14 protein-coding genes and 1 pseudogene are annotated in these 26,269 nt (G+C 60.0%); 10 read left to right on the top strand and 5 right to left on the bottom strand.

All coding sequences use genetic code 11. The annotated features are described in order from the left end of the window. Positions 1 to 855: 855 nt before the first annotated feature. The 3 genes from AWB74_RS39540 to AWB74_RS39530 all read left to right on the top strand — a co-directional run bounded on the left by AWB74_RS39540 (position 856) and on the right by AWB74_RS39530 (position 7,415). Positions 856 to 1,629, top strand: a complete 774-nt coding sequence (locus tag AWB74_RS39540; RefSeq protein ID WP_087039469.1) for an inositol monophosphatase family protein — start codon at positions 856 to 858, stop codon at positions 1,627 to 1,629. A 960-nt stretch (positions 1,630 to 2,589) separates the two neighbouring features. Continuing rightward, positions 2,590 to 3,063, top strand: a complete 474-nt coding sequence (locus AWB74_RS46635; protein WP_160110368.1) for a hypothetical protein — start codon at positions 2,590 to 2,592, stop codon at positions 3,061 to 3,063. A gap of 1,283 nt (positions 3,064 to 4,346) precedes the next feature. Then, positions 4,347 to 7,415: a transglycosylase domain-containing protein gene (locus AWB74_RS39530; protein ID WP_061152004.1), complete on the top strand. Its 3,069-nt coding sequence runs from the start codon at positions 4,347 to 4,349 to the stop codon at positions 7,413 to 7,415. Between the two features lie 22 nt (positions 7,416 to 7,437). Here AWB74_RS39530 and AWB74_RS39525 read toward each other — a convergent pair whose 3' ends face one another. The 3 genes and pseudogenes from AWB74_RS39525 to AWB74_RS46030 all read right to left on the bottom strand — a co-directional run bounded on the left by AWB74_RS39525 (position 7,438) and on the right by AWB74_RS46030 (position 9,405). Further along, a complete protein-coding gene (locus AWB74_RS39525; RefSeq protein WP_235024869.1) occupies positions 7,438 to 8,694 on the bottom strand; it encodes a serine hydrolase in 1,257 nt (418 codons plus the stop codon). Between the two features lie 110 nt (positions 8,695 to 8,804). Then, positions 8,805 to 9,185, bottom strand: a pseudogene (locus tag AWB74_RS47810) (ISKra4-like element ISBugl3 family transposase); the annotation flags it as partial. Between the two features lie 31 nt (positions 9,186 to 9,216). Beyond that, positions 9,217 to 9,405: a hypothetical protein gene (locus AWB74_RS46030; RefSeq protein WP_143749436.1), complete on the bottom strand. Its 189-nt coding sequence runs from the start codon at positions 9,403 to 9,405 to the stop codon at positions 9,217 to 9,219. A 448-nt stretch (positions 9,406 to 9,853) separates the two neighbouring features. Between AWB74_RS46030 and AWB74_RS47805 the strand changes: the two genes are divergently transcribed. From AWB74_RS47805 to AWB74_RS39490, 7 genes are all read left to right on the top strand, one after another. Continuing rightward, on the top strand, positions 9,854 to 10,969 hold the full coding sequence (locus tag AWB74_RS47805) for a GAF domain-containing protein (protein WP_235024868.1): 1,116 nt from the start codon (positions 9,854 to 9,856) through the stop codon (positions 10,967 to 10,969). Then, positions 10,860 to 12,005, top strand: coding sequence for a putative bifunctional diguanylate cyclase/phosphodiesterase (locus AWB74_RS47800; RefSeq protein WP_235024871.1), 1,146 nt, complete (start codon positions 10,860 to 10,862; stop codon positions 12,003 to 12,005). Before AWB74_RS47805 ends, AWB74_RS47800 begins: the two co-directional genes overlap by 110 nt. A gap of 84 nt (positions 12,006 to 12,089) precedes the next feature. Continuing rightward, a complete protein-coding gene (locus AWB74_RS46025; protein WP_143749435.1) occupies positions 12,090 to 12,365 on the top strand; it encodes a hypothetical protein in 276 nt (91 codons plus the stop codon). Between the two features lie 1,223 nt (positions 12,366 to 13,588). Then, positions 13,589 to 19,621, top strand: a complete 6,033-nt coding sequence (locus AWB74_RS39505) for a hybrid sensor histidine kinase/response regulator (protein ID WP_087039466.1) — start codon at positions 13,589 to 13,591, stop codon at positions 19,619 to 19,621. Between the two features lie 8 nt (positions 19,622 to 19,629). Further along, complete coding sequence (locus AWB74_RS39500; RefSeq protein ID WP_061152000.1) at positions 19,630 to 21,792, top strand: response regulator; 2,163 nt, start codon at positions 19,630 to 19,632, stop codon at positions 21,790 to 21,792. A 1,234-nt stretch (positions 21,793 to 23,026) separates the two neighbouring features. Further along, positions 23,027 to 23,266 carry a response regulator gene (locus AWB74_RS39495; RefSeq protein WP_235024867.1) on the top strand — a complete coding sequence of 80 codons (240 nt, stop codon included), beginning with the start codon at positions 23,027 to 23,029 and terminating at the stop codon, positions 23,264 to 23,266. Positions 23,267 to 23,465: 199 nt separating this feature from the next. Further along, complete coding sequence (locus AWB74_RS39490) at positions 23,466 to 23,660, top strand: hypothetical protein (protein ID WP_061151999.1); 195 nt, start codon at positions 23,466 to 23,468, stop codon at positions 23,658 to 23,660. A gap of 1,119 nt (positions 23,661 to 24,779) precedes the next feature. Here the strand turns inward: AWB74_RS39490 and AWB74_RS39480 are convergent. Together AWB74_RS39480 and AWB74_RS39475 are read right to left on the bottom strand one after the other, a co-directional pair. After that, the gene (locus AWB74_RS39480; RefSeq protein WP_061151998.1) at positions 24,780 to 25,082 is read right to left on the bottom strand and encodes a hypothetical protein; all 303 of its coding nucleotides are present in this window, start codon (positions 25,080 to 25,082) and stop codon (positions 24,780 to 24,782) included. A 108-nt stretch (positions 25,083 to 25,190) separates the two neighbouring features. Further along, the gene (locus AWB74_RS39475) at positions 25,191 to 25,454 is read right to left on the bottom strand and encodes a hypothetical protein (protein ID WP_143749434.1); all 264 of its coding nucleotides are present in this window, start codon (positions 25,452 to 25,454) and stop codon (positions 25,191 to 25,193) included. Positions 25,455 to 26,269: the final 815 nt, after the last annotated feature.

Below are 26,269 nucleotides of genomic sequence, written 5' to 3'. Positions count from 1 at the left end.
GTTGGCGGAGTGCGGCGGAAGTCGGTCGACCGCCGGAAAACGTCCGCGATGGAAATCGAATTTTGCAGGTCGGACTATGTATCCGAGATTCATCGCATCTTTCGAAATCATTGGCCCTTCTGCCCCGGCCGAACCCGAACCACCTTCGACGCTTGAGTCTCGGATGATTCTCATTCAGTCGCCTAATCATCCAAAGAGTGGAGTGAAAGCGAAAGGGCAGACGTCCGAGTGGCTACCGAACTAGCCGAAGATGCGCCGGTGCTGTCGACGGGACGTCTATCACGACATGGTCCGGATAAAGGCCGGTTTCATTTGTTGCCTTCTCAACCTCCGAAGGGGAGGAAAACCATGCGATATCCTTTAACTTCTCGCTACCCATCATCAGCCGCCCTGCCCATTTGCCGCTACGCGCCCGATGGATCCGAAGGACGATCGGAGCGTCAGAATTTTTCATGATCTTTTGCGGGCCTATATTAGGTACGGAGAAAGATAGCGTTCCGGGAATCAAACGGATGCTAGTACTTCTTTATGCACTGATACCGTACAGAAGGACCCGCCATTCGTACATCAGATATACCCTTGCCTGAGGCATGCCTCGATCTGAAGCGTCAAGACCAATAGAAGGTTCCAACTAGTTTTTCATGGGGTACCGTTCGAGAGCTGTCGGAGTATGCCGTGAAAAAAACCGACGAGACGCGAGTGCTGTCGGTACGCCCCGCGCAGCGCTGGGCACGCATACGTGACCTGCCATCGGCGCCGCAGACCTTATCCTCCGCAAGGCGGCCGACATGCCGTCGATCACCGGCGTAGGCGAGGATTTTGCGCATCCATTTGCACAGGCAGAAGGAGAATGATGTGAGGCTGACCGACATCGAGCGATTTCTCGATCAATTGGGCGACGAAGCGCGCGCCATCGCGATGGAACACTTTCGCACAAGATTCGACGTCGAAACAAAGTCTGACGCGACGCCCGTCACGAACACGGATCGGGCAATCGAGCGACGGCTGCGAGAAATGATCGCATCGCGCTATCCGACGCATGCCCTAGTCGGCGAGGAAGAGGGCGGGCGCATTGCAGATGGTGTGAACTGGGTCATCGATCCGATCGATGGAACCAAGAGCTTCGCCACCGGCCTTCCGCTATTCGGAACGCTCGTCGCGATCCTCCAGGATCGGCGTCCCATCTGCGGCATGGTCGAGGTGCCAGCCATGCGCGAGCGATGGATCGGTTTCGCCGATCGCACCTCATGCAACGGCGAGCCGTGCGCGGTGAGTGCGTGCGCGCATGTGCGTGACGCTCGGCTGTGCTCGACGGACCCGAGGATGTTTTCAGGCGAAGCTGCACGAGCATTCGCGACGCTTGCGCGTGAAGTGCGCGTCACGCGGTTCGGCACGGATTGTTACGGCTACGCAATGCTCGCGTCGGGACACGTCGACCTCGTCGTCGAAGACGGTCTGCAGGTTCACGATGTCATGGCGATAGTTCCAGTCGTCCAAGGCGCTGGCGGGATCGTCATGACATGGTCTGGCGATCCCATTGACGGAAACTTCCAAGGCAACATTATTGCGGCGGCGACGCAATCGCTGCACGATGAGGCGTCTCGCTGGCTTGGCCGGCCGCGCGTGTGAGGGCAGTGGCGCCGACGCCGTGTTGGCGCGTCGCTGTCGATTCGGAGGCGTTGCGAAGTCACCGAACCGGTGGTCACGAACCAATGAGCCCAACCCTCAATCACGAATCACTCTGCTTGTTGGTTGATGACCGCCGGTTTATCGGCTGAGGCTCTGGCGTCTTGCTGGGGAATCGCCGCAAGACGCTGCGCGAGCTGTACTCGGACGCGATACGGTCGTAGATGACGCAGTGCAATGTCAAGCGAGCACCTGCGGGCCGTCGATTGGCATATGCTGTAAGTGAACCTGGCATACGAGTTGGGTCTGTATTCGAGAGGACGCATAGCGCTCGAAAACTCCGTGGGGTTGCGTGAACCAGCAAATGAAAGACGCTAACGTCATTGTCGGACTGTTTTCGTCGTATCGTGAAGCAGATGAAGCCCTTCGTGACCTTCAGGCACGAGGTCTCCGATGCGACGACGGTCAACTGTATGCCCGGGCCGGTGATCGTCGCACTCGTCCAAGACCCGTTGGACCCCTTCCCGAGATGCGCGCCCGCGATCGGGCAGAGTACGCGGCGCACGGTGAGCACTTTGGGGTCGTGAGCGGCGCACGCCGGTTTAGCGGCTCGAATTGGCAACTCGCCAGTCCCGATTTTGCCGCCGGCCAACTACACGTCAATCTTCGTGAGCGGACCTTGTTGATTGCCAAGTTGGTCGACACGATGCCGCATGATGTCGCGCTTGCTTTAATGTGCGACCATGGCGCGCTTGCGGTTAAAGATAGCGCTGGTCGCTGGCGCTTTTCGCTTCACAAGAGTGGTGGGGTTGACGGTAGATAAGCTTGCAAGGCCGGCAATACCGGTTCACGTTTAAGCAACCGCGCGACGCTATTCGGGAGTTCGCCCAGCCCACATATCTACGTAAGAATGCGCAGTGGTTAAAGCCTCGTTAATAACAAACATCTGCACGAAGTACCTATCTGGAGCGTTGGAGCAGCTTGCACGAGACGATTTCGCCGCTCATTGATTTGCTGCGTGTGATGCTTGAGCGCCGGGCGGCAGCAGGGCAATTTCGGTCTGGCGTTCATACGCTGGACTTTTACGTGACACTGGTCGGCATCGGCTATTACATCATGGCCAATTGCTTTACCGTGCGAGCGTTCAGGGGCCGAAACCACGCGGAGCCGCTTCACCAGGCTCGATCCACGGAGTTGTGCATGACGTCAATGAATGGTCCATCCAATCATCAGGAAGCAGACCAGAATTGGGACTGGCCTTTGACGGACGCAAGGCGAATGAACGGCGGCGAGAAATTCTGCGACCGCCCGAAGGCCATGAGGAGATCGGCGTCCGTTACGGAGTCGAAATACTCTGGCCAATACTCCTTCTACAACCGCGCATGCAGCGAGTTTCGCTGGAGTGCCTTCATCACTCCGGGCGGCATCAGGCAATAACCGACGCGCCGGAAGTTTCATTTGAGGCGGGTTTGCGGGAGGATTTTGACGCGCAGGAACAAACCATGGTCGACCGCTGGTACGGCTCGATCCCACGTCGGACATCTTCGTGAAACTCGGCAGCCGGGAAGAATTGTTTTGCTCATGGTCCAAGGCTGAGCGCGAACTACGTTTCGCTTCGCTCTTGTTGAGCTTTGATTCCTTAAAAACGCGCAACGCGCGTCAACGACCGATCGTTCGCTGCCGACCTGGCCAGCGGCTCCGGCGAGCCGTTCATTGCAAGGCGGCATCGCGTTTTTCAACTATGGGACGATCCATAACAATGTCTACTGTGACAAGACAGAGGCGACGCAGACGAGTCCCTTCCCCATCAGCAGCGATACAGTGCCGCCCGACAGGACAGGCGTCACCGCGACGCAGATGATCAGTGCATCGAACTTCCTCGACTAAAACATGCCGGCGAGACGCGTCTGGCTATGCCAGCGGGTGTGACTCGTCCGTTCCTGCAATGGCAGCAGTGACAGTACCGACGCATCGGGCGGGAAAAGCGTGCGCTTCGGTTGACTTGAAGCTGGCCTCCGATTCATCGCCAAAGCCACATCGACGATGCGAACTGCGGATTGCTGCTTAAGAGCGCTTGCTGGCGCTCGTTCATATGTCCGCGACGCTGGTAGATTCGGTCGCCGTAGGCATCTGGCCGAGCGAACGACTGCATCTCCGTTGAAGCGGTCAACGAATGAGGCGGCGATCCACAATCCGTCCAGGTTCGATTTCGCCTTCTCAGGAGGAGAAGGTGCGGTCTCTCATGACCTCGTGTGCCACCGCATCCCGAATTCGGAGGCCGTGTCGCGCGACGGCGCGGTACGCGAAGATGACGCATTTCAACATCGGGCTTCCGATTTCGTTTTGACAAGCATCGCCCGGTCGTCCCTGCCTGCCGCAGGTAGCCTGAGGTCTCAGCCAATGAGGATAGGCGGTTGTTTTCTGACGCTCCAGGCCGGGCAACTCATCGCGCGCTTGTGTTCGCGTGGGCCTCAAATCCCGGACTTTGACCTGCTGCCATCGCAAGTGTCTGTCGATACCGATCTTGGGTCTTTGTCGCGGCACATACACTCTATAACGCGTGATGTGAATGAAGGGCGAACCTTAATCGAACCCAGGCGTGTAGCGGTTGTTCGCGCGGGGGAGTTTGCGCTCTCAACGAGCGATGGGGAGGTTTGCTTTCCCTGCACTAGACTAATTGATGACGAACATAGCTGTCGGACGCACGGGGAGAACGCATCATGAGCCGGCCGCTGGAAGAACGAAGCGTGCGCGCGTCGCCTGCTACGCCTGCAAGGCGTTGGATCACGCGGCTTGCCGTCATCGCGTGCGTGGTGATCTGCGCCGTCGCGGCGCGCATGACGCAGCTTGAGATGCAGAGCTCTCAGCGGCAGGCGCGCTACCTCTCGGAACTCGGGCGGGAGATCGGCTTTTCTGTCGATGACGGGCCCAGCGCCAGCATGCGCTTTCCTTCGGCTGGACCTTACGATATTCGGCTTGGATACGCATCGCTGGCGTCGTTCGAGGAACGAATCCTTGCCCGCGGATTTGCCGTGACTGCGCAGGCGCGCGGAACTGCCGCCATGCTCGCGATGGCCGACAAGGGCCTCTTTCTTCCCTATGAAGAGAAGGACCGCGCCGGGCTCGCCTTGCTCGACGCACGTGGCACCCGGCTATACAACGCGGCGAGTCCGAGTGTCGTCTATGACGATTTCGAGTCCATTCCGCCTGTGATCGTCGGCGCGCTCCTCTTTATCGAGGACCGCAACCTGCTCGATGAGCGGGAGCCCTACCGCAATCCGGCCATCGACTGGGGCCGCTTCGGTCGTGCGCTGTTCGATCAGGGCGTGCGCATCGTCGACAAGCGTGCGCCACAACCGGGCGGCAGCACGCTGGCAACCCAGATCGAGAAGTTCCGCCACTCGTCGGGTGGACGAACCGCGTCCCCGGCGGAAAAGCTCCGGCAGATCGCATCGGCCTCCGTGCGCGCTTATCTCGACGGCCCACAGACGATGCCGGCTCGCCGCCAGCTCGTGGTGCGCTATCTGAACTCCGTGCCGCTCGCGGCGCGGCCCGGCGTCGGCGAAATCAACGGCCTGCCCGACGGCATGGCCGCGTGGTATGGGCGCGACTTCGATGAATACAACCGCATTCTGAACGCGCCCATCTCGGCAGAAGCGCTCGATGCACAGGCGCTCGCGTTCAAGCAGGCACTGTCGCTGATGATCGCGCAGCGCGCGCCATCGCGTTTCCTGCGCCCGGGCAGGCCAGAGCTCGAACGCCTGACCGATAGTTACCTGCGCTTGCTCGGCGCGAATGGCATCATCGCACCTGCGTTGCGCGACACTGCGCTCGCCGTGCCGCTCGGATTGAACCCCACACCTCGCCGGCGCGAGGCGGTGTCATTCGTGACGCGCAAGGGCGTGACCGCACTGCGCACGAACCTGCTTTCGACGCTCGGTGTTCAGAGCCTTTACGATCTCGACCGGCTCGATCTCACCGTCACCGCGACGCTCGACAACGCGGTGCAACAGGCCGTGAGCGACCGGCTGGCGAGCGCGGCCACGCGCGATGGCGCCCGTGATGCGGGGCTGATCGGCTATCACATGCTGCGACCGAAGGACGATCCGTCGAAGATCTCGTACAGCTTCACGCTGATGGAGCGCCGCGGCGGCGCGAACCTCGTGCGCGTGCAGACCGACAGCGTCGACCAGCCCTTCGACATCAGCCGCAGTGGGCGGCTCAATCTTGGCTCAACGGCCAAGCTGCGCACGGTCACCACCTATCTGCAGATCATCGAGGACCTGCATACGCGCTTCGGCTCGATGAGCGCGGCTCAGTTGCATGCTGTGACGCCCGACCGCCAGGATGCGCTCACGCGTTGGGCGCTCGACTATCTCGCGAAGACGCCCGACCGGTCGCTCGCCGCAATGCTCGATGCCGCCGTCCAGCGAAAATACTCCGCGAGCCCCGGCGAGACCTTCTACACGGGCGGCGGCGCGCAGAGCTTCAACAACTTCGAGGCGACCGATAACTCGCGCGTGCTTACCGTCGAGCGCGCTTTCCAGCATTCGGTGAATCTGGTGTTCGTGCGCCTGATGCGCGATATCGTCCACTACGAAATGGTGAAGGTGGCCGGGCCGTCGTCCGGCTGGCTCGACGATCCGGCCGTGCGCCATGCCTACCTGACCCGCTTCGCGGACGCGGAGAGCCGCGTGTACATGAGCCGCTTCTATGGGAAGTACCGGCCGAAGACGGCCGACGAGGCGCTTGCGGTGCTGTTGCGCGACGTTCGCAAGTCGCCGCCCAAGCTGGCCACGGTGCTGAGAAGCGTTGCACCCGACGCGCCGCAGGCATGGTTCGACGCGCAGATGCGCGCGGCGCTGCGCGGCACGCCGTCGGCGTCGATCACGGATCAGGATCTGGCGAAGCTCTACGTCAAATACGGCATTGACAAGTTCAATCTCAACGACCGCGGGTACATCGCGAGCGTGCATCCGCTCGAACTGTGGACGGTGAACTATCTGCGCGCACATCCGATCGCGACGGTGAACGATGTGCAGGAAGCGAGCCGCGATGCGCGCGTCGTCGTCTATTCGTGGCTCTTCAAGACACGCTATCACGCGACGCAGGACCGGCGCATCAAGCGCATGGTCGAGCTGCAGGCCTATGCCGACATCGCGAAGTCGTGGCGCGCGCTCGGCTATCCGTTCTCCTCCGTGACGCCTTCGTATGCGACGGCGATCGGCGCCGCGGGCGACCGTCCCGAGTCGCTCGCGCAACTGATCGGCATCGTGGAGAACGAGGGCAGGGGGCTTGCCACGGAGCGCATCTCGACGCTCGAATTCGCGAAGGACACGCCCTACGAGACGCATTTCGTCCATGTGAGCACGCGGCCGAAGCCGTTGGTCGCGCCGGAGATCGCGTCCGTCGTGCAACGGTTGCTGCGCGATGTCGTGGCGGGCGGCACCGCGCAACGCCTTGCCGGCGGCATGACCTTGGCCGATGGCCGCTCGCTCGACGTATCCGGCAAGACCGGCACGGGCGATCAGCGCTTCAACGTCTATGCGCGAGGCCGGCGTCTCATCGAATCGCGCAAGATGAACAGGAGCGCAACGTTCGTCTTCGTGATCGGTGAGCGCTTCTTCGGCACGCTGACCGCCTACGTGCGCGAGCCCTATGCGGCGCGCTACGATTTCACGAGCGCGCTCGCCGTGCAGATGCTGAAGTCGCTCGGGCCTGTGCTGCAGCCGCTGTTCGCTGACGAAAAGGCGCTGCGAACAGAGAACGATGCGGAGCGATTCCGATAGACACGCCGGACACCACCTGATACTAGACATTCGACGTCGGGCGCAGGTGCCGTTTCCTGGCGTGGTGCTTTGCATTCCCCGGATATGCACCGGAACCCTTCCTCGCCTGGTATGCGGTGAGCTGCATTCTGGCCCGATGCGATCGGGAGAACGCTTGATGGTACCGATGCAGCGCGCTCGCGTGATATATGCGCGGCAACACGACGCTCGTTTCGTCGCCGTTCAGCCAGCGGCGAATCGTGACCAGATCCGCCGAGCGCTCCGAGGAAGAACGCGCGCCGAGAAGCGCGATGATGACCGGACCATTCGGCAGCCCCGCCTCCACGATGATGCAGCGTCCCGCCTCGCGCGTGTAACCCGTCTTCGCAAGCTGAGCTCTCCAGCCCGGCCAGTCCACGACGGGATCCGTGTTCCGATAGAACATCGTTCTTCCGCCGATCGCTTCCTCGTAATGGGGCAGTAGAGTGAATGCGGCGATCAACGGATAGCGCGATGCGGCGTCCGCCATTTTCACGACGTCGCGGGCAGTTGAGACGTTAGCGGCCGACAGCCCCGTCGGCTCCGCGAACCATGTAGCCGCCATGCCCAGCGCGCGCGCCTTGTCGTTCATCTTTTGAACGAACGCGCGCTGACCGCCCGGAAAAGCGCGTGATAGCGCGGAGGCCGCGCGGTTTTCTGACGCCATCAGCGCGAGACGCAGCATCTCCTCGCGTCCGAGCGTTGCGCCTACCGGGATGCGCGAGTGCGAGTGCTTGAGCCGGTCGATGTCGGCGTCGCCGATCACGACTGCTTCTTGCATCGGCTGCGCTTCATCCAGCACGACCATCGCCGTCATCAATTTGGTCAAGGAGGCGACGGGTCGGGCTGTATCGGGATCCCGTTCGAGCACGACCTTCTGATCCCGTATGTCGTACACCAATACGCTGGGCGAATAGAGCAGCGGCGTCCCGGCCAAGACGACAAGCGGTGCCGTAGCAAGAAGCACGGCCGTGGCGAGTTTCTTCATCACGTTCACACCTGGAAACTGCAATTCGGCCGTTGGTCCGCCATGTTGAATCGGTGCCAACAACTGAACTGTAGTCGCTGCCAGCGGAAATAGGCGTGGGTAACAAACGAAATAGTTCGTCCGTGTCGCTTGCTTGCCGCTCCGGCTAAGCTCCGGGTGAGCGCCTCGATGAAAGAACATGCTGAGTGCGCGCTGCCCCCGGCACCAGTACGGTTTCACGCCGGCTACGGCAGCGGCGGCGCTCTGATGTGTTTTCAACAGCGATGAAGGCAACACGGGCGAAGCCCTTTGCCCAGTAGCAACGCCGCCAATCCCAGACACAGCGCTCTGGGCCGTGCCAGCTCGAATGCTGCGAGACGCCACGGAACAAAGTTGTGGAGGTGTGCGCCGGGCGAGCGCGCCAGAAAGCGAAAGTGCGGAAATATGGCTTGAAGTACTTGAAGAGGTGGCCTTCGAGCAAACTGACACGGCGGGTCGGCAGCAAGCGATTCGCGCCCGTGATGTCCACCGCGTTTCGACATGCGCTGGTTGACGACGTGGTCCACTCCGCTGGCGTGGCCGGGATGCGAACGCCCCGCTGCCTCGCTTTCGTATAGTCGACAAAGATCAAGACGTTGTTTTGGAGGAACTCATGTAATCGCAGGCGTCGCCGCCCCAGCGATTTCGGCAGTGCTCGCGTAGAACGGCCTCACCGAGTGAAGCTTCGAGCGCGCGCGCGAGATCGATGCCGAGCGCCCCTCTCGCCCGCGCCACCGCGCGTCGCGTCCAAGAGGGTGGAGGCTAAGGACTGAAAGCCTAAGGTAGGCGCACCTCGACTTGGTCTAGGCACATGCCAGTTTCACGAATCGCTTGCTCCACCTCCGCGGGCGAGGCGCATCCAGCGATCCAGCCGACGTCTTCGTTGCCTATCATCAGCCGCCCGGCCCATTGGCCATTTGGTGTTTGATAGATTCGAAGGATGACGGATTTAAAGGATTCTTTCATGAGCTCCTCTCCGTAGCCCTTCTCGGCTCTACTTAGGTATGAGGAAAGTAGCCGAATCGATTCGAGACTGCCAGTTTTTGTGTCGCCACACGTGGGCGCGATTAGAAAGCGACGGGCAGCCGATGCTGTTGCCTAGTGAGCGGTGCCCGTCGGAGCCTGAAGCCCCACCGTCGACTCGTGCCCTATAGACGTCGGCGGTGGGGACGCCGCGCATCGCTCCCTTGTGAGCAAGGTGTCCGTTTCCGCACGACCCGGAGCGAAGTCGCATTCGAAAATGAGAATGATTTAGGTAATTAAAACTTTCATTTTCGCGACCGATCGCCTAGCTATAATCTTACAAATTAGCTTGCCCAACTATTGAGATCGTACTTGCGCGGAAAAAATTTACGTCCGTCTGGGAGCGCGTCCTATGAGGTGTCCGCCAATATTGGTCGACGAGGCGAAAAGGTTGGAGGCACTGTCTGAATATGGGCTGAGCGGACAATCGCTGCCCAGTCTCGAGCCAGTTGCCAGCATCGCCGCCCGAATGTTCAACATGCCGGTTGCGGCGGTGAACATGATCGGCAATGATCATGTCTTTCTCGCCGCAAGCGTCGGTCTCGATCTCGAGGAAACGGAAACAGGCCGCGACGTCTCGTTTTGCGCGCATGCAATCGCCGAGTCCACAGTCATGGTGGTCCCGGATGCGACCCGCGACGCGCGCTTTCTGGATAACCCGTTGGTCACGGGGCCAGCCCAAGTTCGCTTCTATGCCGGCGTCCCCCTTATGTCGCCGGATGGTCACGCCTTGGGCGCGTTGTGTGTGATTGACCACAGGGCGCATCACGACTTCTCGGCCGAGGACGGGGAGCGCTTGCAAGAACTCGCCAAAATGGCCGCCGACAGGTTAGAGCTGAGACGGATTGAAATAAGAGCACAAGCGACGTCGGACCCATCTACAGGCCCTGCTGACGGCGTCTCGGTCGCAGTGGTGCGGTTCGACGATCATCGGCGCGTCATCGCATGGAACGCGGTTGCTGCCGCCATTTTTGGTTACGGCCCAGCGGAAGCCTCCGGTCTAATGGTTGATATCCTCGTCGTAGAGCGAGACAGGGCTGCCTTGGCCAGTTTGATTTCCGGCGCGGCGAGCGCGCAAGCACCGGCCGGAACTGTGTCGGCAAAACTCAATGGCGTGCGCAAAAATGGAACGAAAATACCTCTTGGATTCTCATTGAAACGCGTGCGCACGAATGTCGTTTCGATATTTGAAGCGCATTTGACCGATCTGACAGCGCTCCAGCGGGAGCAAGAGGAGATTCATCGGCTTGCCAATACCGACGTTCTCACCGGGTTGCCAAACCGCGCCTGCCTCTATCGGCAAACAGAGCACGTACTTGGCTCCTCAGGATCAGCGGCCGTGATCGTGATGGACGTGTATCGCTTTAAAGACGTCAATGCAGAGCTCGGTCACATTCTTGCGGACCGCATCCTATTGGAGGTGGCGCGCCGACTGGAAAAAAATCGTCAGGCCGAACGACACGGTCGCGCGTATTGGGGGAGACGAGTTTGCCATTCTGCTGCCTGAGTGCACCAGTGAGGCACAGGCTAAGGGTATTGCTAATGCGTCAATCGCCAAGGTCTCAGAACCGCTCGTCATCGACGGGCGCGAGGTCCGAGTGACGATTGATTGTGGTATTGCCCTTGCACCAGCTCATGCGCAGGAGCCCGTGCAATTGATCAGCAATGCGGATCTGGCGTTGTCCAATGCAAAGAATCGGCAGCGCGGTCAATCGGTTGTTTTTAATCCGAGGTTACGCACAGATGCGCTGACGCGCCGACATTGCGACCTCGAGCTGCATCGGGCTGTTGCTCAAAACGAATTCGCGCTGGTTTATCAACCTCAGATCCGTCTAGCCGATGGCGCGCTCACTGGTGCAGAGGCACTGATACGGTGGTTGCATCCGCAGCGCGGTCTGCTGTCTCCAGCCGCCTTTCTGCCCGCGCTAGAAACCAGCCCGCTCGCCGCGACAGTCGGAACATGGGTCCTCGACCAGGCGTGTGCCCAGGCTGCGATGTGGCGCAGATACGACGCCCGGGACTTTCGTATCGCCGTCAACCTGTTCGGCGCGCAACTTCGCACGGACCACGACCTCGCTTCACAGGTGCTGTTAGCACTTGAGAGACACGGGCTTCCTCCGCAGGCTCTCGAGCTGGAGATCACAGAAGGCATCGTGCTCGACCACGACGACTCCGTGCTGGTGTCGCTTGAGCGGCTTCGCGCGCTTGGCGTGGGAATCGCGTTTGACGACTTTGGGACCGGCTATGCGTCGCTCAGCCTCCTCAAGCGTTACCCGCTGAGCCGCGTCAAAATCGACCGCTCGTTTGTACGAGGCGTGCTGGAATCGGATCGTGATGCTGCAGTCATTCGCGCCATTCTTCACATGGCGCACAGCTTCGAAGTCGAAACCACGGCCGAGGGTATTGAAACAGAACCGCAACGTGACATCCTGCGTCGGCTGGGATGCCATGAGGGGCAGGGCTACCTGTTCTCCCACCCGTTGCTGCCGATACAGTTTGCAGAGAGATTCGGACTCGCGATGCCGGCATGTGTACCGGTCTAGTGGCATCGGGATGGTGATCGAATCCGTGACACCTGTGCGAAGCGATTGCCGCCCCGCGTACCGCCTGTGCAAGGAGCCCGCTCGATGATAGGTGAGCGCGGCGAGAAGTGGTGGGGGCTTCCAATGATTAGCTTCGCCAGCCCGCAATCGATACTGTCCCAGCTTTCTCTGATCCGTGCCGATCTTGCCCGTCATCCTCTTTCTGTGTGCCACATTGAAACAAGCCATTACAGCTCCAGCAAGCCCGAGGCTATCGAACGGCTTATGAAAGATATCCGCGCGGGGCGAGTCGACGAATTCCGGATCGACGAAGCTCGCTGGGGCGCCCGACGGATTTTCATCAATTATTGTGCACGGTAAGGTGGCGACGCTTCTCGATCCGTTGCATACAAATGAAAATACGCCTGTGTCGCCGTACTAATCCCGCAGACGAGGCGAGCTTCTCAGCAACGCAGTAGATGACGAGGCAAAAGATGGGCTGGCTTTGGACTAGGACCGGCATCTCTTTTGGGTATCGCGTCGACGATCAACTGCGCACGCATGATGGACGTCATGTCGGCCGCTTTATCGGAGAAGAGATCTTCGGCGCCGATGGTCTGTACCTGGGCGAGATAGCGTCCGAAGACCGCTTGATTACCCGCCAGCGGAACATCGGTCGCTTCAAATTGCCGTTCAGACCACGAATGGAGCGTACGGCAAGGCTGGAACACCTGGCCCGGGCGGCGCGGCTGAACGCGGCTAACCCTATGATGCGGTCCAAGTTGCACGCGAACACGAGAGTCTACTTAAGCAGCACACCCCCCTGCGTCTGTGGGTTCGACGGCACAGCCGGTATCGCGGAAACGTATCTTCATTATGGACGCGGCTTTCGAGAGGCATCGCGACGATCGGTAAGGGGCGGCGTACAGAAAGGCGGACCTGCACGCCTGACCGACAGGTCCGGCTGGGTCAAGCAGCCGGCGACGGCTACTCCCAGTATCGTGGCGCTGCGCCGTCGAGCTGGAGCGGGTGCCGCACAAAAATAGCCAAGTTGGTTTCGGTGCAGCGCTGATGCAAAAGGCGAAAGGCGAAAGATGACGGGCCTCGTCCGAAGGTTCGCCTTTGGGGCGGCTACCGGACTGACCTCAGGCGCGGCGAGGCTCTTAAACGGAGGCCTCCAGTCACGACATGTTGCAAGTACAGGCGTTTTCATTGATGTCGGTCTTTCGACCGGACAGGCACGCAAACCGCCCAAATTTCAATACCTTTCAGCGCCTCTCATCAGACGTCACTGCCATGTGACGCTTTACGCCTAGAACATGTTCAGGACGATAGTTTCCTCGATTCGTTCATGGCTTTCCTGGCGGGGCCTGATAATACGAACGTAGCCGCACGAACGAAGGGGTCCTATGGTCTGCCACCTACTATCGGTGCGCATTTGCGCTAATCGCGGCCAGCCATAGGTTGGTATATCATCGCGCGCGCATACGCACAACGCCCCCGACTGGGGTAGCTGGCCGGAGCCGATCTTCCGTTTCCAAGACAGGTGTAGCCCGATATGAATGGTTGCGCGAACATCGTCGACCCAAAATAAGGAAATGCGAATGACCACCATTTCAGAAAAAGAAAGCTTGCTGGCCGACAGCGAAGTCCAACTAATGGTACGGACCGTCGCAGCCTTACGGGAAGGGGAAGTCATCCAAAAGCTGCCCAGCGACTGGCCCGGGCAGAAGGGCCAGTTAGCCGCTGAGCTGAATTTGCTTGCAGACCAATGCCTACGGCAGACGTTGTCGAGTAGGCCGCCGCCAAGCAGCACCTCGACACTCGGGAGGAACGCGCACCGCATCGATGAGGACGGGCTGCGCGGCTTCTGGTTACAACAAGCGCGTCAATCCAACGAGCTCCTTAGCGCGAACGATACCGCTCACGCGTGTACCCGAGACATCTACGCTGCGCTCATCGCCCTGAGAAAGGGAGAGGGCACGTCGCTCGACGGCGACTGGACCGGCTTGCATGGCAAGCTTGCAGACGTCTTCAATGATGTCGTCGAGCAGAACATCCGCATGTCGGATGAGCTCGCGCGGCTCAGCCAGGCAGTCGGAAAGGAAGGTCGCATATACGAGCGCGCCACGCTACCGGATCCACGCGGCTTCTGGCGCCGCTCGATCGACTCGGTCAATTCGCTCATCGTCGACCTCGTTCACCCTACGAGCGAAGTGGCGCGCGTGATCGGTGCGGTCGCACAGGGCGATCTCAGCAAGAGCATGGCGCTCGAGGCGGACGGCCGCGCGCTCGAAGGTGAGTTCCTCCGCACCGCGAAAACCATCAACCGGATGGTCGAGCAGCTCGGCACGTTTGCTGTGGAGGTGACGCGCGTCGCGCGGGAAGTCGGCACCGAAGGCAAGCTCGGCGGTCAGGCGGACGTGCAGGGCGTCGCCGGCACATGGAAAGACCTTACCGACTCAGTCAACTCGATGGCCGGCAACCTGACGAGCCAGGTGCGTAACATCGCGGAAGTCACCAAGGCGGTCGCGGCGGGCGACCTGTCGAAAAAAATCACCGTGGACGTGAAGGGCGAGATCCTCGAGCTCAAGAACACAATCAACACGATGGTCGATCAGCTGCGCTCGTTCGCATCGGAAGTGACGCGCGTGGCGCGCGAGGTCGGCACTGCGGGCAAGCTCGGCGGCCAGGCGGATGTCAAGGGCGTCGCGGGCACATGGAAGGACCTGACCGACAACGTCAACTTCATGGCGGGAAACCTGACAAGTCAGGTGCGCAATATCGCGGAAGTCACGACAGCGGTGGCCGCCGGCGACCTGTCGAAGAAGATCACGGTCGACGTGAAGGGCGAGATCCTAGAGTTGAAGAACACCATCAACACGATGGTCGATCAGTTGAGGTCGTTCGCGTCCGAAGTGACGCGCGTGGCGCGGGAAGTTGGCACGGAAGGAAAGCTCGGTGGGCAGGCCGACGTGAAAGGCGTCGCCGGCACGTGGAAGGACCTGACTGACTCAGTCAACTCGATGGGTAGCAACCTGACCGCGCAGGTGCGCAATATCGCGGACGTAACGACAGCCGTGGCTGCGGGCGATCTGTCGAAGAAGATCACCGTCGATGTGAAAGGCGAGATCCTGGAACTCAAGAACACGATCAATACGATGGTCGACCAGTTGAGCTCGTTCGCCTCCGAAGTGACACGCGTGGCCCGCGAGGTAGGGACCGAGGGGAAGCTGGGCGGCCAGGCCGACGTGCAGGGCGTGGCGGGAACGTGGAAGGATCTCACTGATTCGGTGAATTCGATGGGCGGCAACTTGACCGCCCAGGTGCGCAACATCGCGGAAGTGACGACGGCCGTTGCGGCGGGCGATCTCTCGAAGAAGATCACCGTCGACGTGAAAGGGGAAATCCTCGAGCTCAAGAACACCATCAATACGATGGTCGATCAGTTGCGTTCGTTCGCGTCGGAAGTAACGCGCGTCGCGCGCGAGGTGGGCACGGAAGGCAAGCTTGGCGGCCAGGCTGATGTTCAAGGTGTCGCTGGAACGTGGAAGGATCTGACCGACTCGGTCAACTCGATGGGCAGCAACCTGACCGCGCAGGTGCGCAACATCGCCGACGTGACAACAGCAGTGGCCGCGGGCGACCTTTCGAAAAAGATCACCGTTGACGTCAAGGGCGAAATCCTTGAACTCAAGAACACCATCAACACCATGGTGGACCAGTTGCGCTCGTTCGCTTCGGAAGTGACGCGGGTGGCGCGCGAGGTCGGCACCGAAGGCAAGCTCGGAGGACAGGCCGATGTGCAGGGGGTTGCCGGAACCTGGAAGGACCTCACCGACAACGTGAACTTCATGGCCGGTAACCTGACGAGCCAGGTGCGCAATATCGCGGACGTAACGAAGGCCGTGGCGGCAGGCGACCTGTCCAAGAAGATTACCGTGGACGTCAAGGGCGAGATCCTCGAACTGAAGAACACTATCAACACGATGGTGGATCAGTTGAGCTCCTTCGCTTCGGAAGTGACGCGCGTCGCGCGCGAAGTGGGTACGCTCGGGAAACTCGGTGGACAGGCGGACGTGCAAGGTGTCGCAGGTACATGGAAGGACCTGACGGACTCCGTGAACTTCATGGCCGGTAACCTCACGAGCCAGGTGCGCAACATCGCGGACGTGACGAAGGCGGTGGCGGCGGGCGATCTGTCGAAAAAGATTACCGTCGACGTGAAAGGTGAGATTCTTGAACTGAAGAACACCATCAACACGATGGTCGATCAGTTGCGTTCATTCGCCTCGGAGGTTACGCGCGTGGCACGCGAGGTCGGCACCGAAGGCAAGCTCGGCGGTCAGGCGGACGTGCAGGGCGTTGCGGGCACGTGGAAAGATCTGACCGACAACGTCAACTTCATGGCGGGCAATCTGACGAGCCAGGTTCGCGGCATCGCGCGAGTGGTGACTGCGGTGGCAAACGGCGATTTGGGCCGCAAGCTCACGGTGGAGGCGAAAGGTGAAATCGCGGCGCTCGCCGATACGATCAACAGCATGACCGACACGCTTGCCACGTTCGCCGACCAGGTCACGACCGTCGCGCGCGAGGTCGGCGTCGAAGGAAAACTCGGCGGTCAGGCGAAGGTTCCGGGCGCGGCGGGTACGTGGAAGGGGCTGACGGAAAACGTGAACCAGCTCGCAGCGAACTTGACGACGCAGGTCCGCGCGATCGCTGAGGTCGCGACGGCTGTGACGCAAGGCGATTTGACTCGTTCGATCACTGTCGAGGCGCTCGGAGAAGTCGCCGCGCTCAAGGACACGATCAACGAGATGATTCGCAATCTGAAGGACACGACCGCGCTCAATACCGAGCAGGACTGGCTCAAGACGAATCTGGCGAAGTTCAGCCGCATGCTGCAAGGACAGAAGGATCTGGTCGCCGTCGGTCAACTCATTCTGTCGGAGCTCGCGCCGGTCGTCGGCGTGCAGCAAGCCGAATTCTTCGTGTTCGAGACGATCGATCAGGCCGCTTCACTCAGGCTCGTCGCCAGTTATGCTTCAGACGGTCATCGCTCGCACGGCAAACGCGTGCAGCTTGGCGAGGGGCTCGTCGGCCAATGTGCGTTCGAGAAGCGCAAGATCCTGTTGGCGCCTTCGGCGTCCGTCGATTACCGGATCGAATCAGGCCTGCTGAGCGCTTTGCCACAGAATGTGCTGGTGATGCCGATCGTTTTCGAAGGGCTGGTCAAGGGCGTGATCGAGTTGGCCTCGCTTGAATGTTTCAACTCGACTCACCTCGCGTTTCTCGACCAGTTGACCGAAAGTATCGGCATCGTCATCAATACGATCGAGGCGAACACGCGTACCGAGGATTTGCTGAAGCAGTCGCAATCGCTCGCGCACGAGTTGCAGAGTCGACAGGAAGAACTTCAGCAGACCAACGAGGAATTGCAGGAGAAGGCGAGGTTGCTCGCGCATCAGAATCAGGAAGTCGAGCGAAAGAACTCGGAGGTCGAACAGGCACGCCAGGCCCTCGAAGACAAGGCCAAGCAACTCGCGCTGACGTCGAAGTACAAATCGGAGTTTCTCGCCAACATGTCGCATGAGTTGCGCACGCCGCTGAACAGCCTACTCATTTTGTCCGACCAGCTGTGCAAGAATCCTGAAGGGAATTTGTCCAGCAAACAGATCGAGTACTCGAGAACCATTCATTCGTCGGGCAACGACCTGCTGTTGCTGATCAATGACATTCTGGACCTTTCAAAAATCGAATCTGGTACGGTCGTCCTCGACATCAATGAGCATCGCCTTGCTGATCTAACGACTTACGTTGAACGCACATTCCGTCACGTTGCCGAAGCGCGCAACGTCGACTTCGTCATCCATCTGGGGAGCGAAGTGCCGGCCTCAGTAGTGACGGACCTCAAGCGGCTGCAGCAGATCCTGAAGAATCTCCTGTCCAATGCATTCAAATTCACCCATCAGGGTCGTGTTTCGTTGTCGATCGAGCAAGCGCACGGCGGATGGCGCGGAGACAATGAAGCGCTGAGCGGTGCCGCGAGCGTGATTGCTTTTTCAGTGCTGGACACCGGCATTGGCATTTCGGCGGACAAGCAGCAGATCATCTTCGAGGCATTCCAGCAGGCCGATGGCAGCACGAGCCGCAAATACGGTGGCACGGGGTTAGGGCTCGCGATCAGCCGGGAGCTGTCCAAGCTGCTGGGCGGCGAGATCCGTCTGAGCAGCACGCCGAACGAGGGAAGCACGTTCACGCTCTTTCTACCACGCACCAACGATCTCGGAAGACCGGGGCGCAGAAAAGCGGCGCGCGCCGACGAAGCGCGCGTCATTGCATCAACCGGGTCATCTGGTGAAGATGATGGCACCTTGGAATTGTCGACGCAGTCCGCTTTGACCGTGGAACTCGCTAACAAAATTTCCGTTGCCCACATCGTCGATGACCGAGACAACATTGTTTCAGGCGATCGCGTGGTGCTCATCGTAGAAAACGATCTGGCCTTCGCGCGCGTGATCGTCGATACAGTGCGGCAGCGCGGGTTCAAGGCCTTGAGCACGGCACTCGGCGCTTCGGCGCTGACGCTTGCTGATCAGTACAAGCCGGATCTGCTGACGCTTGATCTGTTCCTTCCTGACATGGACGGTTGGCGGATCCTGGCGCGGCTGAAAAACGATTTGGCAACGCGGCACATCCCAGTGTGCGTTATTTCGACCGATGAATCGCATGAGCGCGCGCTTCGCTCCGGCGCGTTCGCGTTTTTGCCTAAGCCCGTCGAATCGCAAACAATGCTGGATAATGCCGTGAGATCGATGGCGCGTTATATCGAAGCGGAACAACGCGTGATCCTTGTGGCACTGTCATCAGTGGTCGAGCGCGAGCTCCTATCCAGTGCACTGAAAGGAACAACCGCTACCGCAATATTTGCCGACAACGGCGATGCGCTGGCGCAGGCACTGTCGTCTCACGCGGTGGACGCGCTTGTGCTGGCCGACAATATGCCCGATATTTCACCGGAGGCGCTTGAAGCGGCGCTTGTCTCGCGCGATAGCTTAATGCCGCTTCCAGTAATATTGAGCGCGGCGGGTGATCTTCCGCCCGAGCGCTGGGTGCACATCCGAGACCGCTTCTCCGTGCAGCATGCACCTGACTTCGATCGCTTGCTGGACCTGAGTGTTGCGGCGCTTCATATCGATGCGAAGCGGCTCGGTCAACAGCCGGCGGCCGCGCTGCACTCCTTGCATGCGTCGCAGTGCGCCTTGAACGGCGTCAAGGCGCTGATCGTCGATGACGACATGCGCAACATCTTCGCGCTCGCGACCATCATGGAAGACCTCGGCATGCGGCATGTCTGGGCCGACAACGGGCAAGATGCCATACGGCAGGTAGAGTCCGATCGCGACATTGAGATCGTCATGATGGATATCATGATGCCGGAGATGGACGGTCTGACGACTATGCGGGAGATCCGCAAGCGCCCGCTCGGGAAGGCGCTACCCATTATCGCGGTCACGGCCAAGGCGATGAAGGGCGATCGGGAGAGATGCATCGAGGCAGGGGCATGGGACTACCTTTCGAAGCCGGTCAATCGAGACGATCTGATTGCCGTCTTACACGCGTGGCTGCATCGTTAGGAGCAGCTATGGCAACGTTCGATACTTGTGAAGGCACGGTCAAGATTCTGGTGGTGGACGATCTCCCAAGCCAACACGTCGTCTTGCGCACGGTGCTAGAGGGCCCAGACCAGGAAGTCGTCACTGTGTCGTCCGGACGGCAGGCACTGAAGGCGGTATTGCAACAAGAATTCGCTGTCATATTGCTCGACGTGAATATGCCCGACATGGATGGTTTCGAGACGGCCAGCATGCTGCGCTCCTACCGCCGTACCGCGTCGACGCCGATTATCTTCGTCACAGCCTATGCCGACGACGCGGAGATGGCGAAAGGGTACTCGCTCGGGGCCGTAGACTACATTACTTCTCCCGTTGTGCCGCAGATTCTCGGCGCTAAGGTCCGCGTGTTCGTGCAGATGTTCCGGATGAACCGCGAACTGCGAGCCCGGGCCGCAGAGCGAGAAGAACTTGCAAGGGCCGAGGCACAGCGCGCGTCGGCCGATGAGGCTCGCCAGCGTGCCGATTTTTTGGCGCAAGTTAGCCACTCGCTAACGCGTTCGTTGGATGTTGAGACGACACTCGTTCGCACGCTCGAGTCGTCGGTGCCGGCGTTGGCGGATCTCGCGTGCGTATGCCTTGCATCGGGCGGCGAACAAACGCTTCAGACTACGTTGCGCTTTGGGACCGCCGTCCGCGCTTCGATTGATACGACGGGCGACCAGAGCCTCGACGAGATCGTTCCGCTCGAGCAATTTTTTAATCTTGCGAGACAGGCCATGGATCGTGGGGAAACTCTGGTCTGTCGGGACGACGCGAATAGCGTCTTCGGATGGGCTGCGAGCGGTAAAGGCCGTCAACTCGCAATTGAGTTCGACGAAATCACTTTCCATCCGCTGCTTCACGTGTCAGAAAGCAGGGCGATACTCGCCTTCGGTGTCGTCTGCCACGACGATGATCACCGACGTGCGGCACTAGTCAAAGAGTTCGTCAGCCGTGCATCGATCGCGCTTGAGAACGCGTTTCTGTTCTCGGCCTTGCGGGATGAAGACCGGCGCAAGAACGAATTTCTTGCAATGCTCGCGCATGAACTTCGCGATCCGCTCGCACCGATTTCGAACGCGGTGAGCGTTATGAAGAACGCTGAACCGAGCAATGCCAACGTGATGGCTTGGGCGACCCAAACCATCGGAAATCAAGTCGATCACATGGTGCGCATCGTAGACGATCTGCTGGATGTCTCCCGAATCGCACGCGGTACGGTAGCGCTGCGTCGCGAACCGACTCACTTACGGGCTGTGGTGGAACGCGCGGTCGAAACGAGCCGACCGCATTTCGCCGCTCGTTCTCAAACGTTCGTATGCGAACAACACAGGGGCGACGTGGTAGTCGAAGGAGACGTCGTTCGCCTCACGCAGGCGGTCGCGAACTTGTTGAACAATGCTTCGAAATTTACGCCCCCCGGGGGGCACATCAGTCTTTCAACAAGCTTTTCCAACGGAAGCGCGGTGGTTTCGGTTACCGACGACGGTGAAGGGATTGAAGCTAAGCTGATTCCACGCGTGTTCGATCTCTTCACTCAAGGCGATAGCGCACTCGACCGCGCACAGGGCGGGCTGGGGATCGGGCTCACGCTCGCTCGCCATTTGGTGGAACTGCATGGAGGGTCGATTCGGTGCTGGAGCGGCGGTCGCGGCAAGGGTGCAAATTTCGTTGTGGAACTACCAGCTACGTGTGAAATCGCCGACCCGGCTCCCGTCGCCGCTGTCCTTCCCTTGCGTCGTAAGCAACATGCCAAAGTGCTTGTCGTGGATGACTCCGTTGCTTCAACGGACAGCCTGAAAATCTTCCTTGAAATGCACGGGTATGAGGTCCACTGTGCCTACGACGGCGTTTGCGCGCTGGCGCTCGCTAGGGAAATCATGCCGCAGGTCCTGGTTCTCGACATTGGTCTTCCAGGCATGAATGGATACGAGGTTGCCAAGGCGATTCGCGCCGAAGATTCCTTTCGCGGCTGTCTGCTGATCGCTGTGAGCGGTTATGGGCAAGACGATGATCGCCGCAATTCGAAGTCGGTCGGCATCGATCATCATCTAATTAAGCCTGCCAATTTGACTTCGCTTGTCGAACTGATCTCCGGACACTTAATGCGTGGCGGCAGCCCGGGCTCCGAAGAGCAAGAGCAACCAGCTTGAATATCCGGAGGCCGCCCAACGCGTGCGTCCGTACAATCGTGTCGGCGCGTCGCCGACCCGGTTCTAGCCCGCTGATGAGGGCCTTTCTGATGGCAGCGCGTATCGTGGCTGAAACGCGGCCCGGCAAGTGACAATTCGCATAATTGTAGGAACTTGTACGCTCGATTGGACTGTGCGACGTAAGCCAAACTGTACGCCACTCGATCGTCGGCAGTCGGGATAATCTAGGAAGTCGACGAAGTCGAAAGAAGTCGATTTGCCACCGGTGTCATGGCATCACTTGGTGCGCGGGCGATCGTGGCTCCGATCAGAACACTTGGCCGGCACAGGTTAGCAAGCTTCGCGGATCGACGGACCTGGCTTATCCGCGCAGGTCATCATCGAACACCGTAAGCCCTCGAGGGCGCGCTCGTTGAACTTGCGGACTGAAGACCGCGACTTTGACTGACGTTTGGGGGTCGCCGCGAGCGGTAGGAAGCAGGTGAAGCCTTCTGCCATCATTCGATTCGGCGCGGCGAGGAAGAAACGCCGCAAGTCGCGCTCGGACGGGCGATGGTATGTCGGATACTGCTCTGGCACCACCCGGTCCACGAAACGTCGGGTTGTCATCGCTACGCGACGCACGCCGTGACTCCGATGCGCACGCTTGGCAGAGGATTTTCTTGATAGTCCGCCACCTCTGTTCGCTCCTGATCTTCCCATGCCGACGCCGTCGTTTCTCACTCAGCTTTTTCACGCTCTGGATTCTGATCGCTGTGCAAGCCTCGCTGCACGTTCTCTGCGGCCATGTGCGCCACGCTTGCGGGGCCTCATTCCCGACGAAATAAAGAGTCACGCCGCCGCCAGTACGATGACGATTCACGGATCGAATGTCCACGTCAGCGGCGGCGCCTCCGCTGCGACGGCGCGCGCCTATGCATTAGCGCTTGCGGACAGGGCGCAGATCGGCGCAAATTTCAGCGTGCGGTCTGTAGCCATTGCGGTATCTATCGATCAATGACATCGATGACATCAAGGACAGCGCGTCCACGCTCGCGGCCACCGCGGCGAGGAACCCCGGTCAAGCAGGTCGTGCGACGAAATCGGGCGTTGGACGGGCGAGCGCTCGTCGCGCCACTCCAAGCGAGCAGCGTCGCCCCGACGCAATACCCGATTGCGTCTCAATGTCGGGAACGCAGCTTGCTTAATTGTGCAGTCACCTAGGGGACCGGTATTTGACTGACCGGGATCGACGATGCTCTTCCTGTTTGTCGAAGACGATGAAAACATTGCTGCAGCCTTCGCTGACTTGGCGGCGTCTCTTGGCCATCATGCGGACGTCGCGTGTTCGGGCGGCGAGGCATTACGCATGACAGGACAGACGCGCTACGACACCGTGTTCATGGATATCGGTTTGCCCGATATCATGGACGCAAGCTTTGCGATTACATTCGTTGCGCCGGTGCGTCGAACGAAGCTTGCATCGTCGCGGTGACCGGTCATCCGGAGTTCGACATGGGGTCTTCGCTCCAATTCGACGGCTATCTGCGCAAGCCGGTTACGGCATCGCAACTCACTCAGATCATTCAGGGTTGCGGGTAAGCAGAAGCTATCGGACCACAGCGTACGGTGCCTAATATTGAGATCAGTTTTGCCACGCTAGGATGGTGTCCCGAGAATGCGTGCAGGCTTCCATGAATCGATACTTCACCAATCGGCAAGGCGCCATCCGGCGGATCGTCAACATCAAGCGCGATGTGAATCAAGCACGCCGCGCGACGATCATCTGCAAGCAGAAGGATGGCACCGAAATCCATGGACTCGAACAAGTGTTGCTGAACTTGCGGGTCGGCCGCATCGCGTATTTCGTTTGCAGAAGTCCCTTCTAACACGATGTCGTCTTCGTCAGTTAGGAACGGGTGGTCAGCAGCACGCCGACTCTGTCGCGTGCGGCTGACAAGACCGGCGAGGCCGTCACGCGCGCCCGCCGCCTTTTACCGCGCCGGGCGATAAGTCGTCGGGCTTCCACGATTGACGGCGGACCCGCCGCGTCCCTCCTCCGACGCTTCACGCCGATAGCCGGCGCCGCCGGAGACGATTGCGATGATCGCACCCACCATCAGCGCCGCGAACGAGAACCATTCTGCACGCGCAACGCCTCGCGCGGCGGTATCGGCCGACTCGCGCGCGTCCTGATCGGCCTGCGAGGTCCATGCCGCCGACGCGACCGCCGCTCGCAGCTGCTGCTTCGCCGAGTGAGCTGACCGTTGGCGCGGGAATGCTTCGCGGCGGTCGCGCCCGCCTGTGCGCCAGTCGCGGCGACACTGCCTGCGGTGCTGACAGCGCCCGTCGGCAGCGACGTCGTCGCGTAGACGCCAAAAACGTCATGACGGCCCACAGAGCAGGGCCGTCCAGCCATTCGAGAACTGGAGCGCAATGTCCCGCATAGTACGAGCTTATGAAGACCGCAAGGACCGTCGTGACGATGACCCGCACGTTCGAACCGAAGCCAAGCCATGCAGCGGCTCGGGTTTCGACCATGGCGAAAGCAACGAAGCCCCGATGCCCGCACCGAGCACGCTCGTTATCAGACGGACGATCATTGAGAAAATGACGCCCGCGATGATCGCCACCCTTGACAGCCTCGGCATGCCCTCCCAAGTGGTAAGAAGTTCATGGAATGCCTCACCACGGGAAGTAGCACGACGTTCGCGCCGTCTGAGAATACGGCCGGGCGAGAGGCGCAAGCGGCGGCAGTGTTGCGACCATGCATGTCATACGTTTCACCTCTGCACGGATGTTTGCCCAACGCTCTCCTGCGCGCGGGGGGCTGCAGGATTGTCGTCGGTGACCTACTCTACGGACGAGCGGGCTCGCCGTCCCAGGGACATTGCGTTCGTGACTTGAATCGTTGCATTCACGCGCGCGATGAATCTCAGAGAGGGTGCGGTAACAACTTGAGCATCAGCTCGCGAGTCAAGTTCATACACAGTCCTCGCGACTATCCTCTAGAGGTAACTTGGCGCAGGAAAGTCCTGACAGCCGGGGCGGATGAGTCGAGCCGCCCGAGCCGTGCGTTGCACCCGTTCCACCTGTTTCATTCGTGGCCTGAAAGGCAATCTGAAGCGACCCAGCTTCCGCTGCCGGGTAATCAGGCGGTCCTCGGACGCCAGCTCACCCAAGTACAATCCGTCCGCACCATAGATCTCCTCCCCCACGAATCGGCCGACGTGTCGTCCATCATGCGTGCGCAGTTGATCGTCGACGCGATAACCAAAAGAGTTGCCGCTCCAGGTCCACAGCCAGTTCATCGTTGGTCTATCGGCCGATACGATCGGCGTCGCACATCGGAGCGCGCACCAAAAGGAGAAGCGAAATGCGCAGCAGCGCGCCGATCAGGTCCGTGTTGCCTCCCATCCTCACGCCCGTCCGCGCCGGATGATCTCATCGCGATACCGCTTCTTGAGCTGCTGAACCATCGAATCCACAAGCTCATTCCCGCGATAAGGTGCCGCCTTCTGGTCGATGATCGCTTCCACTTGCTGAATAGCCGCCTGCACGCTCGTCTGAGACCCGGGCTCGAGGGTGATTTGCTCGAGTTCGCCGCCCAGCGACTTAAAGGCGCGGGACGCTTCTTCAAGCTGCCGCGTCAGACGGTCAAGTCGCTCAATTTTGCTCTGCATTGCGGCCTCCATAGGGGATAAGGGATTGATCGTGAAAACACCGCACGTCGGCCTGCGGACTCAGCGATTGCAAACCATACAGCGCTCAAGCCTTTTCAGGAAGCTGCCCTTGTCATCGACCGACGGCACGTTGTCATCATTGGCTATGGACCTAACATCCCATGCGTCGCGAAACTGAAAATCGAGCGCACCACTGCCGGACAGCATTTCTTTCGCTGCTTTTCGAAGTAGAAGACCTTCCTGCTATGGATACGCACCGTGTCTTTGGACAGCGATTGAGCGGGATCCTCAGGGTCCGTAACACACGCATTGGGCACAGACTTGGAGGTTCTGGTCGGTGTGAAGCGTCCAGCACGACGTTCGCCTGCATCGCAATAATCTTGCCCGGCATCAGCGAGGACTCTTGTCGCTCCGGAGAGGGCGATTGCGGTCCGCGGACGAGGCCTCACTGGCTCAATGGCGGCACCATGGGTGCTCGTCAGACGTGCGGCGATGTCCCCGTGCCCGGGCTCGTATTCGTAGACATCGAACGCAAAAAGAAGCGGCCAGCGTATGACGCCGGCCCAGGGCGTCCCGGGCGGTCTGCTTGTGCGCAGGAACTGAGAGCGGTGCAGTTTGACCGATATATCTTAAGAAACGCTTAAGGTTCTGCGATGGAATGGGCGAGGGCCGATGGAAATGGTCGATGGTCGGCCGCTTCGGCATGTTATGTCGAGGCGACTCAGCTAGTTAGTCGGTCTTGCAGAATGGCGCGAAGCCAGGCGCGGCTTGCGAATAGGGGCAAATAGAGGGTTGCGGAACTCCCAGTTTCAATA

Source organism: Caballeronia arvi (assembly GCF_001544695.2).
Taxonomy (GTDB): Bacteria; Pseudomonadota; Gammaproteobacteria; order Burkholderiales; family Burkholderiaceae; genus Caballeronia; species Caballeronia arvi.
This window is presented reverse-complemented; position numbering and strand designations above follow the sequence as displayed.

Bases quoted from the DNA above. Each gene is read 5' to 3' on its own strand.
- AWB74_RS39500 (WP_061152000.1), top strand. From the start codon at position 19,630: ATGGCAACGTTCGATACTTGTGAAGGCACGGTCAAGATTCTGGTGGTG.
- AWB74_RS39505 (WP_087039466.1), top strand. From the start codon at position 13,589: ATGACCACCATTTCAGAAAAAGAAAGCTTGCTGGCCGACAGCGAAGTC.
- AWB74_RS39495 (WP_235024867.1), top strand. From the start codon at position 23,027: ATGCTCTTCCTGTTTGTCGAAGACGATGAAAACATTGCTGCAGCCTTC.
- AWB74_RS39480 (WP_061151998.1), bottom strand. From the start codon at position 25,082: ATGAACTGGCTGTGGACCTGGAGCGGCAACTCTTTTGGTTATCGCGTC.
- AWB74_RS39475 (WP_143749434.1), bottom strand. From the start codon at position 25,454: ATGCAGAGCAAAATTGAGCGACTTGACCGTCTGACGCGGCAGCTTGAA.
- AWB74_RS39490 (WP_061151999.1), top strand. From the start codon at position 23,466: ATGAATCGATACTTCACCAATCGGCAAGGCGCCATCCGGCGGATCGTC.
- AWB74_RS46030 (WP_143749436.1), bottom strand. From the start codon at position 9,405: ATGAAAGAATCCTTTAAATCCGTCATCCTTCGAATCTATCAAACACCA.
- AWB74_RS46025 (WP_143749435.1), top strand. From the start codon at position 12,090: ATGATAGGTGAGCGCGGCGAGAAGTGGTGGGGGCTTCCAATGATTAGC.
- AWB74_RS39530 (WP_061152004.1), top strand. From the start codon at position 4,347: ATGAGCCGGCCGCTGGAAGAACGAAGCGTGCGCGCGTCGCCTGCTACG.